General features: G+C 66.9%; 11 protein-coding genes. 6 read left to right on the top strand and 5 right to left on the bottom strand.

Going from position 1 to position 11,894, the window contains the following annotated elements; genetic code table 11:
* From SriyCCGPB3_RS17040 to SriyCCGPB3_RS17020, 5 genes are all read left to right on the top strand, one after another.
* On the top strand, positions 1-573 hold the full coding sequence (locus SriyCCGPB3_RS17040) for a GNAT family N-acetyltransferase (RefSeq protein WP_433963296.1): 573 nt from the start codon (positions 1-3) through the stop codon (positions 571-573).
* A gap of 211 nt (positions 574-784) precedes the next feature.
* Positions 785-2,296 (top strand): alanine/glycine:cation symporter family protein, encoded by a 1,512-nt coding sequence (locus SriyCCGPB3_RS17035; RefSeq protein ID WP_180860853.1) that lies wholly within the window; start codon positions 785-787, stop codon positions 2,294-2,296.
* On the top strand, positions 2,297-3,133 hold the full coding sequence (locus SriyCCGPB3_RS17030) for a TrmH family RNA methyltransferase (RefSeq protein WP_180846455.1): 837 nt from the start codon (positions 2,297-2,299) through the stop codon (positions 3,131-3,133). It begins immediately after the preceding gene.
* Between the two features lie 237 nt (positions 3,134-3,370).
* Positions 3,371-4,363, top strand: coding sequence for a hypothetical protein (locus tag SriyCCGPB3_RS17025; protein ID WP_350259535.1), 993 nt, complete (start codon positions 3,371-3,373; stop codon positions 4,361-4,363).
* A 10-nt stretch (positions 4,364-4,373) separates the two neighbouring features.
* Positions 4,374-5,825: an alanine/glycine:cation symporter family protein gene (locus tag SriyCCGPB3_RS17020; protein ID WP_350259534.1), complete on the top strand. Its 1,452-nt coding sequence runs from the start codon at positions 4,374-4,376 to the stop codon at positions 5,823-5,825.
* A 145-nt stretch (positions 5,826-5,970) separates the two neighbouring features.
* Here SriyCCGPB3_RS17020 and SriyCCGPB3_RS17015 read toward each other — a convergent pair whose 3' ends face one another.
* From SriyCCGPB3_RS17015 to SriyCCGPB3_RS17000, 4 genes are all read right to left on the bottom strand, one after another.
* Complete coding sequence (locus tag SriyCCGPB3_RS17015; protein ID WP_110713390.1) at positions 5,971-7,392, bottom strand: M28 family peptidase; 1,422 nt, start codon at positions 7,390-7,392, stop codon at positions 5,971-5,973.
* Between the two features lie 226 nt (positions 7,393-7,618).
* Positions 7,619-8,023 (bottom strand): large-conductance mechanosensitive channel protein MscL, encoded by a 405-nt coding sequence (gene mscL / locus SriyCCGPB3_RS17010; protein WP_153855661.1) that lies wholly within the window; start codon positions 8,021-8,023, stop codon positions 7,619-7,621.
* A 55-nt stretch (positions 8,024-8,078) separates the two neighbouring features.
* Positions 8,079-8,795 carry a fumarylacetoacetate hydrolase family protein gene (locus SriyCCGPB3_RS17005; protein WP_350259533.1) on the bottom strand — a complete coding sequence of 239 codons (717 nt, stop codon included), beginning with the start codon at positions 8,793-8,795 and terminating at the stop codon, positions 8,079-8,081.
* Between the two features lie 75 nt (positions 8,796-8,870).
* Positions 8,871-9,152 carry a hypothetical protein gene (locus tag SriyCCGPB3_RS17000; protein WP_019660189.1) on the bottom strand — a complete coding sequence of 94 codons (282 nt, stop codon included), beginning with the start codon at positions 9,150-9,152 and terminating at the stop codon, positions 8,871-8,873.
* Between the two features lie 178 nt (positions 9,153-9,330).
* On the opposite strand from SriyCCGPB3_RS17000, the gene SriyCCGPB3_RS16995 reads away from it, so the two are divergent.
* The gene (locus SriyCCGPB3_RS16995) at positions 9,331-9,666 is read left to right on the top strand and encodes a Rieske (2Fe-2S) protein (protein ID WP_012511947.1); all 336 of its coding nucleotides are present in this window, start codon (positions 9,331-9,333) and stop codon (positions 9,664-9,666) included.
* Positions 9,667-10,030: 364 nt separating this feature from the next.
* On the opposite strand, the gene SriyCCGPB3_RS16990 is transcribed toward SriyCCGPB3_RS16995, so the two are convergent.
* On the bottom strand, positions 10,031-11,878 hold the full coding sequence (locus SriyCCGPB3_RS16990; protein WP_110713387.1) for an SLC13 family permease: 1,848 nt from the start codon (positions 11,876-11,878) through the stop codon (positions 10,031-10,033).
* Positions 11,879-11,894 lie beyond the last annotated feature (16 nt).

Below are 11,894 nucleotides of genomic sequence, written 5' to 3'. Positions count from 1 at the left end.
ATGGCAGGCGGGGTCGGATCCCTTTCCCAAGGGGAAAGGGCTCTGACCCCATACCTGCAGGGCCAGGGCTTCCTGCTGCGCCCCTGGCGCAATGAAGACCTCGAATCCCTGCTGCACCACGCCAACGACGCCGAGGTGTCGCGCGGCCTGCGCGACCGCTTCCCGTATCCGTACACGCGCGAGGATGGCGAGGCCTTCCTGGCCGGCCGCGTGCTGGCCCCCGGTACCCTGAACCTGGCCATCGAGATCGACGGCCAGGCCTGCGGCAGCGTCGGGGCCCAGCAGGGCAGTGCCGAGCGCGGGCACATGGCCGAGCTGGGCTACTGGTTGGGCCAGGCCTACTGGGGCCAAGGAGTGATGACCCGGGTGGTCGGCCTGTTCGCCCCCTGGGTGATGGACGAACTTTGCCTGTTCAGGCTGCAGGCCGGGGTGGTCGACTTCAACCTCGGCTCGGCCCGTGTGCTGGAAAAGAACGGTTTCCAGGAAGAAGGCGTGGACCGCTGCGCGGTCTACAAGCGCGGCGTGCTGCACGACCTGCGCCGTTTTGCCCGGGTACGCACGCAGCTGCCCTGAATGGCCCGGGGTCAGATCCCTTTTCGCAGAAAAGGGCTCTGACCCCCAACCCGCTAAACGGTAGAACCGGGGTCAGAGCCCCTGCGCGCTGCGCAAGGGATCCGACCCCATCCTTCTGGCGCTACCGCAGCGGCCTTCGATCAGGGAGAATCGACCGGTCCCCTCCAGCCGACGGGACGTCCTTACAACCCGCCGACTGGAGAGAGCGCGCGTGGAAGCAACCGTACACTTCATCAACAGCATCATCTGGAGCAAGGCACTGATCTTCGTGTGCCTGGGCGCCGGCCTGTTCTTCAGCCTGCGCACGCGCTTCATGCAGATCCGCGGCTTCCTCGAGATGTGCCGCCTCACCGTCAGGGGTGAGAAATCCGACGCTGGCGTGTCGTCCTTCCAGGCCCTGGCCATGTCGATGGCCGGCCGCATGGGCATCGGTAACATCGCCGGCGTGGCTACCGCCATCGCCTTCGGCGGCCCCGGTGCGATCTTCTGGATGTGGGTGATGGGCTTCCTCGGCGCGTCCACCTCGTACGTGGAATGCACCCTGGCGCAGATCTACAAGACCAAGGATGCCGAAGGCCGTTATCGCGGTGGCCCGGCGTACTACATCGAAAAGGCCATGGGCCTGAAGTGGTACGCGCTGGCCTTTGCCATCGCCACGATCATTGCCGCCGGTTTCCTGATGCCCGGTGTGCAGGCGAACGCCATCGCCGACAGCATCATCAACGCCTGCCGCGGCACTGCGCTGTGCGGTCCGCTCGATGGCCAGGCCTTCGGCATGGAATCGGTGCAGGCGCTGAAGCTGGGCATCGGCATCGTGGTCGCGCTGCTGCTGGGCGTGGTGATCTTCGGTGGCGTCAAGCGCATCGCCAACTTCGCCGAAGTGGTGGTGCCGTTCATGGCCGCCGGCTTCATCCTGATGGCCATCGTCATCATGATCATCAACTACGACCGCGTGCCGGAGATGTTCAACATCATCTTCAGCAGCGCCTTCGGCACCCACGCCGCGTTCGGCGCGATGATGGGCCTGGCGGTGGAGTGGGGCATCAAGCGCGGCATCTATGCCAACGAGGCCGGCCAGGGCTCGGGCCCGCACGCGGCAGCGGCCTCGGAAGTCTCGCACCCGGCCAAGCAGGGTTACGTGCAGGCCTTCGCCATCTACTTCGACACCATGATGGTGTGCACCGCCACCGCGTTCCTGATCCTGGCCAGCGGCACCTACAACGTGTATTCGCCAGCAGGTGCCGGCGCCCCGCCGATCTTCCAGGGTCTGGCCGGCATTCCGGAAGGCGCGGGCTACGCTCAGGCCGGCGTGGAAGCGGTGCTGCCGGGCTGGGGTTCGGCGTTCGTGTCCATCGCCATCTTCTTCTTCGCCTTCACCACCATCATGGCGTACTACTACATGGCCGAGACCAATCTCAGCTATGTGAACCACAACAAGAAGCGCCCGCTGACCGTGCTGGTGCTGCGCCTGGGCATCATCGCCATGGTGGTGTTCGGCGCGTTCCATAATGCAACCCTGGCCTGGGCGCTGGGTGACATCGGCGTGGGCCTGATGGCCTGGCTGAACATCATTGCCATCCTCATCATCCAGAAGCCGGCAATGCTGGCCCTGCGTGACTACGAACGACAGAAGAAGCTCGGCCTGGATCCGGTGTTCGACCCTGATGCCCTGGGCATCAAGAACGCTGATTTCTGGCGCCAGCGCAAGCAGGAGAGTGTGTAAGTGAACAACCCTTGGAACAACCGCCGCCCGTCCGCCCGTCCGCCGCGCGCAACGCCGTTGCCGCGCCCGGAGGTGCCGGCCACGGGCGGTGGCGGGCGCGGTGGCAGCGATGAGCTGCGCCTGTACGGCCTGAATGCCGTGCTGGCCGCGTTCGAGGCGCGGCCGCAGGCGCTGCGCAAGCTGTACCTGCTGGAGGCGCGCATTGCGCGGCTGCAGCCGCTGCTGAAGTGGTGCGTGGCCAACCGCGTGGGGTACCGCGTGGTTGAAGACGGCGATCTGAACAAGCTCGCCGGCACCACCCATCACGAAGGCGTGGTGGCCGATGTGCTGCGTGCACCGGCACTGCCGCTGGCGCAGTGGCTGGAGCAGGTCGGCGACGGCCCGGCGCTGGCGCTGTGGCTGGATGGCGTGGGCAACCCGCACAACCTGGGCGCGATCCTGCGCTCGGCCGCGCACTTCGGTGCCAAGGCACTGCTGCTGCCGGCCGCCAGCACGCTGGCGTTGTCCGGTGCCGCCGCGCGTGTGGCTGAGGGCGGTGCCGAAGCCGTCCCGCTGGTACAGCTGCCGGAGACCGCGCAGGCAATGTCGCAGCTGCGTGCGGCCGGTTTTGGCCTGGCGGCAACCCTGGTCGATGGCGGTGACGACGTATTCCGCGCATCGCTGCCGGAACGGTTGGTGTACGTGATGGGCGCAGAGGGCGAGGGCATGGACCGCAGCCTGGCCGGCCAGTGCGACCTGCAGGTCTCGATTCCCGGCAGTGGCGCGGTGGAGAGCCTGAACGTGGCCTCAGCCACGGCGGTGCTGCTGGCGCAGTGGGCGAGCCGACGCAACGGCTGATCGCGCGGTTTCAATGCCGTGCTGATGCCCGGACCCGGCCCTTGTGGCCGGGTTTTCTTTTGCGCGGTGCAAGAGCGCAAGCGGTGCATGCCAGGGGAATTGGGTCATCTGCGTCAGCTCACGTTGTTTCAAGCACGCTTGACCGAACGACAGGCAATTTTAGAACTTATCTCATTGCTGGGCCGTTTCCCGCGCCGCACGGTGGAGATCCTTCCAACGTCGTACAGGAGTGGTTCCATGCATCGAATCCAACGCCGCACTCGCCGCACTTGCCTGGTGCTGGCACTCGCTGCGCTTGCGTCACCCGCGGTGCAGGCCGGAGAACGCAGCCTCGACGGGATCAATTTCACCGGCCCGTTGATCACGCCGAATCCGGCCGGCCTGCCGCAGGGCAACTGGTACATCGAGCCCTATCTGGTGCGGGTCGACAGCCGCGACCACTACGACAACAACGGGGATCGCCGCCGCAGCGCCGAGCGCAGTGGTGCGTGGGCGACCGTGGTGCCGATCATCTACGGCTTCAGCGACCGGGTCATGGGCCAGGTCAATCTCAGCGCCTCACGCTCGGAATCCGGCAGTGCGCGCAGCAGCGGCTTCCGTGCCGGCGACACCACGGCACGCCTGCAGTACCTGCTGCAGGCGCCGAATGCCGATGGCACCCGTCCGGCCATCTCGGTCGCGCTGGTGCAGCGCTTCAGCACCGGCAGCCACGACCGCATCACCGGCAATCCGCTGGATGCGCAGGGCGATGGCGTGCAGCGCACCACCGCCGCGCTGGGCGTGCAGCAGGTGGTGTGGCTGGGCAACGATCGCCCGCTGCGCTGGCGCGCCCAGCTCAGCGCCGGTCCTGCTCCATCGCGCACCGCCATTTCCGGCACCAGCGTGTATGGCACCGACGACAGCTTCCAGGGGCACATTTCGCGCGGCTCGGTACTGGGCCTGTCGGTGGGCGCCGAGTACAGCTTCAACTCACGCTGGGTGGGCGTGATGGAAATGGCCGCAAGCCGCGAGACCGGCCAGCGCCTGAGCGGCTTCGCACGCAACAGCAGTGGTGTGATCGAACGGATTGAAGAGCACCGTCCGGCCAGCCGCAACGTCAGCCTGGCGCCGGCCGTGGAGTACCACTTCAGTCCGTCGCTGGGCCTGATCGCCGGCATCGAATTCACCGTGGCCGGGCGCAACGCCGGCCGCATCATCAGCCCCCAGGTCGCCCTGGGCATGTTCTTCTGAGGGGCGGCCGATGAACATCGAATCCATCGTCAACACGATCCTCGGCGTCGTCTGGAGCCCGTACCTGGTGGTGCTGTGCCTGCTCGCTGGCCTGTACTTCAGCGTGCGCACCCGCTTCATCCAGTTGCGTGCGCTGCCGGACATGCTGCGCCTGATGTTCCGTCATGAGCGCTCCGAATCCGGCGTGTCACCGTTCCAGGCCCTGTCGCTGTCGTTGTCCAGCCGGGTCGGGGTCGGCAACATCGCCGGCGTGGCGATGGCGATCGCCTTTGGCGGCCCGGGCGCGATCTTCTGGATGTGGATCGTCGCCTTCCTCGGCGCGTCCAGTGCCTTCATCGAATCCACGCTGGCGCAGATCTACAAGGACCGCGATGCCAAGGGCCAGTATCGCGGTGGGCCCGCCTACTACATCGAAAAAGGCCTGGGCCAGCGCTGGTACGCGGTGCTGTTCGCACTGGTGACCGTACTGGCCGGCGCGATGCTGGCCGGCACCCAGTCCAACGCCATCACCAGTGCGGTGAACGAAGCCTGGAACGTGCCGGTGATGACCACTACGGCGGTACTGCTGGTGGTGCTGGGTGCGATCCTGATCGGCGGCGTGCGCCGCATCGCGCGGGTTGCCGAATGGGTGGTGCCGCTGATGGCAGTGGCGTATCTGCTGGTGGCGGCGCTGGTGATGGTGCTCAATGCAGAGAAAGTACCGGAGGTGATCATGCTGGTGCTGCGCAGCGCATTCGGTGTGGATGCCGCCTTCGGTGCAATGATCGGTACCGCCATCCAGTGGGGCGTGCGCCGTGGCGTGCTGTCCAACGAGGCCGGCATGGGCAGCGGTGCGCATCCGGCCGCTGCCGCCGAAGTTTCGCATCCGGTCAAGCAGGGCCTGGTGCAGTCGTTCTCGGTCTACATCGACACGATGGTGGTGTGCAGTGCCACCGCGTTCCTGATCCTGTCCACGGGTCTGTACAACGTCTACGACCCGGCAGTGAATGGCATTCCGGATGAGGCGCGCCTGCTGCTGGGCAATCTGCCCGGCGTCGAGGCCGGGCCGCGCTTCGTGCAGCATGCGGTGGAATCCGCGTTGCCGGGCTTCGGCCGCTCGTTCGTGGCGCTGGCGATCCTGCCGTTCGCGTTCACCACCATCCTGGCGCTGTACTACATGGCCGAGACCAACATCAGCTACCTGTGCCGTGATCGTCCCGCGCCGTGGGTGATGGGCGGGTTCCAGCTGCTGTTCCTGGCCGCGACCGGCTACTCAGCGGTGAACAGTGCAACGATCGCGTGGTCGCTGGGCGACATCGGCGTCGGCCTGATGAGCTGGTTGAACATCATCGCCATCCTGCTGCTGCAGAAGCCGGCGCTGGCGGCGCTGCGCGACTACGAACAGCACCGCCAGGCGGGCAAGGATCCGCTGTTCAATCCGAAGCTGCTGGGTGTACACAACACCAGCGTGTGGGAGGGCTGACAGGACCGGGGTCAGATCCCTCGTCACGGCGAGGGCTCTGGCCGCACGCCATTACCCGGTGGGTGCGCCATTGCCGGTGGGTGCGAACCTTGGTTCGCACCGCGCTTCCAGTTGCGTTCGCCGGGCATGGCCCGGCACTACCGCATCACTCGTTCGGCGGCGTGGTCGCCTTGGCCTCGCTGCCGAAGCTGCCATCGGCTTCCGCCGCCAGGTACGCGAACACAGTGTAGGCAGCCACGTTCTGCGCCAGCGCCTTCGGGTCGATCTTGTCCAGCGTGTCGTCGGCGGTGTGGTGCAGGTGGAAGTAATCCGAGCCGTCCTGCGCCAGCCATGCCCACGCACCGCCCTTGGCAGCCAGCGGACCGACGTCCGGACCCGGGCCACCCTTGTCGGCCTGGTACTCGATGCCCAGCGGTTTCATCACCTCGGCAATCTGCTTCGTCGCTTCGCGCGAGCCTTCCGGGTTCGGCGAACCGGTATTGAAGGCATAGATGCGGCCGGCACCGAAGTCACTCTCGGCAGCCAGCTGGTGCAGGGCCACATCCTTGGCGTGCGCTTCGGCGTAGGCCTTGCCGCCGTACAGCCCCTGTTCCTCGTTGGCGAACGCGATCACGCGAATGGTGCGCTTCGGCGCCTGCTTGAGCTGGCCGATCAGGTGGCCGGCGGCCATGGTGATGCCCACGCCTGCGCCGTCATCCACCGCGCCGGTGCCCAGGTCCCACGAATCCAGATGACCACCGATCACCACTACTTCCTTCGGCAGGCTGCGGCCGGTGATCTCACCGATCACGTTGTACGAGGTGGCGGTGCCATCCCAACCGCAGTCCAGCGCCACCTTCACCGTGGTGCTGCCACGTGCCAGCAGGCGCGCCAACTGGTCGGCATCGGGCACCGACAGCGCCGCCGACGGCACCGGGGTCAGGCCTTCATCGAAACGGGTGATGCCGGTGTGCGGCACGCGGTGCGAGTCGGTACCGGCCGAGCGCATCAGGAAGCCGACCGCGCCCTTGCGGATCGCTTCGGACGGGCCCTTGCTGCGGATCGCGCCGCCACGGCCGTAGTCGCGGCCATCGCGGAACGGCAGCATCTGGTAATCAACGAAGGCGATCTTGCCCTTCAGCGAACCGGCCGGTGCCGCCTGCAGCGCGGCCAGGTCGGCGAAGCGGACCACTTCGGCTTCAACGGTGCCGCCCGGGCTGCCGCCCAGCGCGGTGATCTGCAGCGGCTGCGGGTTCCTGCCGGTCACCGCGGCGTGTTCACTGCGGCGCTCCCACTTCGGGAACGTCACCGGTTCCTTCCACACCTTGTCGAAGCCGAGGGCCTTGAACTTGGCTTCGGCCCAGGCCACGGCGCGGGCGTCGGCCTCGCTGCCGGCGATGCGCGGACCGATCTCGGTGGTGAGCGATTCGACCACCTTCCAGCCGGTGTCATCGGCCAGCGCCTGGTCGCGCAGCTGTGCGGCGGTGGCCAGCGACGCCGGGGGCAGGGTGGTGGTACGCGGCGCCGCGAAGGCCGGGGCGGCCAGCAGGGCGAGGGAGGATGCGATGGCAAGGACGCGGCGACGCATGGACAACTCCGGGAAGGGACCTAAGCCTTGGAGCTTAACAGTCGTTCAGCCCGGCGCATGGGCGGGAGGTCATGGCTGCCGCGAACGCTGTTTTCCGCCACGTCCGGCAAAGCGAAAGCCCCGCCGGGGCGGGGCTTTCGTGCAGCCGCGGTAGTGCCGGCCGCCGGCCGGCTCCCCGCTTGTTCCGACCTTGCCGGCCAGCGGCCGGCACTACCGGTAGGCGGCCTTACTTCTTCAGGCTGTCGCGGATCTCGCGCAGCAGCACCACTTCCTCGGCCGGTGCGGCCGGTGCGGCTTCCTGCTTGCGCGACAGGCGGTTGATCGTCTTGACCACCAGGAAGATGGCGAAGGCCACGATCACGAACTGGATCAGCGTATTGATGAAGTCACCGTAGCCGATCACCACGGCCGGGATCTCCTTGCCATCGGCGCCGACGCTGGCCGGTGACAACGTCCAGGCCAGCTGCGAGAAATCCACCTTGCCGATCAGCATGCCCAGCGGCGGCATGATGATCTTCTCGACCAGGGCGGTCACGATCTTGCCGAAGGCCGCGCCGATCACCACGCCGACGGCGAGGTCGATGACGTTGCCGCGCATCGCGAATTCCTTGAACTCGGTGAGCATTCCCATTGTTGTTTTTCTCCGGTGGGGGAAGTGGACAGCGCGCAGGGTAGCGCAGGTGATGTCAGCCGGCGATCACGCCGTGGCGCTCGGCCACGTTTTCCAGTCGGGCACTGAAGCGGTCGCCGGGTTTCAGCGCAGCCACCCCGGACGGGGTGCCCATGAACACCAGGTCGCCGGCACGCAGCTGCCACAGCTTGGACAGCTCGTGCAGGATCTCCGGCACGTTCCAGATCATCTGGTCCAGCAGCGCCTGTTGGCGTACCTCGCCGTTGACCTCCAGCGACAGGTTCAGCGCGGCGAGGTCGCCCACTTCAGCGGCATGCACGATCTCGCTGATCGGCGCAGAGGCATCGAAGCCCTTGGCCGCATCCCACGGGTGGCCCTTGTCCTTGGCGGCGGCCTGCAGGTCGCGGCGGGTCAGGTCCAGGCCGACGGCATAGCCGTAGACCAGCGCTTCGGCATCGGCCACGGCCAGCTCGCCCGCGGGCGCATCGCGGCCGATCGCCACCACCAGCTCCACTTCGTGGTGCAGGTTGGCGGTTGCTGGGGGGTAGGGGATGGCATCGTCGTGGCCGACCACGATCGCATCGGCTGGCTTGCTGAAGAACATCGGGCGGCCGCGGTCATCGGCTGCCGGTACCGCCGCGCCCATTTCGCGGGCATGGTCGGCGAAGTTGCGGCCGACGCAGTAGATGCGGTGCACGGGGAAGCTGCCGCCGCCCACCACCGGCACACGCGGCAGGGCTACGGCAGGGATCACATCGGAGACATCGGACATGCGGGCATCCAGGAGGGGCGTGCCCGCAGTCTAGAACGCATGGCGCCCGCCGTCAGCGGGCGCGGAGGGCGTGGATCAGCGCGAGGCCGGCAGCACCGGCTTGCGCACCACGCGGTACTCACCCTCGACCACGGTCGGGTCGACCGGACGCGCGGCGCCCGGCTTGCGCGAGGCCAGCAGCTTCCACGCCAGGCCGACCAGGATCATTGCCGCACCGACGAATACGCCGATGAACACCATCGCGGCCAGGATCGCCAGGCCAAGCAGGCCCACGGCCACGCGCACCAGCGGGTGACGCGGCTTGCGCGGCGCGAACAGGGTGCGGAACTGGTTGAAGGCGGATGCGCGATTGAACATGGCGGCTCGATAGGCTGGGATCAGCGAAACCAGAGTATCGGGACGCGCCACTGTCATTGAGTGAAAAACTCGTTAAATATAGCCTGTGCTTATTACGGATCAATGACTTGTGTTCATGTCGCAGCCAGTCACCTGAGTGGGCGTGCGACAATGCAGGTTTACTGTCCGAGCCTTCGCCATGACTGCCGCCGCTGCCCTGATCGCCCTTGATGCCATTGCCGATGGCGCGTTTGCCGAGGTCGAAGCGGTGGTCGATGGCGATGCCGAATCGCTGGTGCTGTACCGCGATGGCGCGCAGGTGCGTGCGTTCCTGAACATCTGCCCGCACGCGGGCCGTCGCCTGGACTGGGCCCCGGGCCAGTTCCTGAAGAGCCGCGAGGGCCACCTGGTGTGTGCCGCCCACGGTGCCTCGTTCGCGCTGGACAGCGGCGACTGCATCGCTGGCCCCTGCAAGGGCGACCGCCTGCGCGCGGTGCCGGTGGACGTGCGCGACGGGCAGGTTTATCTCGCCTGAGTCCAGGCCAGGGGTCGGATCCGTTTTCCGCAGGAAAGCGGCTCTTACCCCATCAAGCCAGGAGCAGTCGAGCATGGCTCGACGCTACAAAAGCCGTGTCGACCAAGGTCGACACCTACCAACAGCAGCACGGAATGCCGTTTCGACAGCTCGCATGAATCTGTCGAAGGCGGGGTGGGTCCGGTTGCGGGGGTGTCCGCGGCATGGATGCCGCGGCCAAGCCCCCACGGACGGGTTTACGGCGTCCCCCGCAACCGGACCCACCCCGGCATCCCACGAAATGCACGCTTTTGCTGTTGAGGTTGCCGGCCAGCGGCCGGCACTACCGGGGTGCAGGGCGCAGCCCTGCCAACAAACCCCAACCTCAGAACATCAGGTTGATCATCAACACCACCACCAGCGTGTAGATCAGCGACAGCGGGCCGCCGACCCGCCACATCTCACGCGGTGTGTAGTTGGCCGGCCCCGTGATCATCGAGATCACCGGATTGGAGGCCGTCATCAGGTTGTTGGACGCCGACAGCGCCACGATCAGCGCGAACGCCGTCGGATTGCCGCCCGCCGCCAACGCCAGGTTCACTGCAATGGGCACCATCACGATGGTCGCGCCCACATGGCTGATCACCAGCGAGAACGCCGTGGTCAGCAGCGCCAGCGCCACCTCCAGTACCCACACCGGAATGCCGGTGGGCAGCTTGTCGATGGTATGGCCGGCCACCCATGCCGCCGCGCCACTGGAATCCATCGCCCAGCCGAGCGGAATCAGCCCGGCCATCATGAACACCGTCTTCCAGTTGATCGAGGCATAGGCCTCGTCCATGCGCAGCACGCCGGTCAGCAGCATGCCGGCCACGCCGGTCATCAGCGTCAGCGCCACCGGCAGCTTGCTGGTCAGCGCGATCAGGATGGTCAGCGCGAAGATCGCCATCGCGATCTTGAACTTGTGCGGGCGCTGCTCGCCGGTCGGGTAGTCGGTCACCACCACGAAGTCGCGGCTGCGGGCGGCCTGCGCCAGGTCGGTCCAGATGCTGTGGAACACCAGCATGTCGCCGGCGCGCAGCTGCACGTCGCGCACGTCCTCGCGGATCACCTGCTTGTCGCGGTTGATCGCCAGCAGGCTGATACCGCGCTCCTTGCGCAGGCGCAGGTCGGCCGCGCTCTTGCCGATCACGTTCGAGGTCGGCGGCACCACGGCCTCGGAAATGCCGGCGCGGCTGGGGTTGAACAGGTCGCCCAGATGCTTCAGGCGAGAGGACATGCGCAGGAACTGGTTCTGCGCGAAGTCGCTGATCTGCTCGCGCGGGCCCATCGCGCCGAGCACGCTGCCGACCCAGATGCGCATCTCCGCCGGCGGTGCCAGGCGGGTGTCGTTGCCGGTCTTCAAGGCAAGCAGCAGCGGGGCATCGTGCAGGTTCTCCGCCTCGCCCAGGGTCATGCCGACCAGCGGGCTTTCGGCACTGACCACCAGCTCGAACACATCGCCTTCGATGCCGTAGGTCTTGGCGAAGTAACTCTCGGTGCGTGCCGGGGTGACCCCGTCGTTGACCAGGCTTTCCTCTTCCACCAGCTTGCGGTCGCCGTAATAGCGGAAGTACAGCAGCGAGGCGATCAGCAGTGCCACGCCGATCGGCAGTGGCGCGAACATGCGCAGCGGCTCGATGGTGGCCAGGCCGGAAGGCAGGTTGTTGTTGGCCGAGGCCAGCAGATCGTTCAGCAGGATCAGCGGTGAATTGCCGACCATGGTCAGCGCACCACCCATCACGATTGCCGCCGAAATGGGCAGCAGCAGGCGCTGCAGGGTCAACCCGGTGCGCGCGGCCAGTCGCGAGGCGACCGGCAGGTACAGCGCCATCACCGACGGGTTCTGCATGAAAGAGGAATTCAGGCCGGCAATGGCCGTGGTCATCATCAACAGCCGCTGCTCGACGCCATGGCCGCGCCGCAGCAGCCACGCGGCCAGCCGGTTCAGCGCCCCGGTGCGGTCCAGGCCCGCACCGAGGATGGTGGTGGCGATGATGCTCATCACCGCGTTACCGGAGAAGCCGCCGAAGATTTCCTCCGGCGCGATCAGCCCGGTGACACCGAGCACCACCAGGACCACCAGCGCGACCACGTCGGCGCGGATGCGCTCGAACAGGAACATCGCCATCGTGAAGCCGACCAGCCCGAGCACGAGCTTCATGTCGTTGGTCAGCGTCAGCGCGGTATCCATGTGGGGAGCGGTGTCC

Origin of the sequence: Stenotrophomonas riyadhensis, assembly GCF_040256885.1 — a bacterium.
In the GTDB taxonomy this organism is placed as follows: domain Bacteria; phylum Pseudomonadota; class Gammaproteobacteria; order Xanthomonadales; family Xanthomonadaceae; genus Stenotrophomonas; species Stenotrophomonas riyadhensis.
The sequence above is the reverse complement of the archived record's forward strand: the minus strand, read 5'-3'. Positions and strand labels throughout refer to the sequence as shown.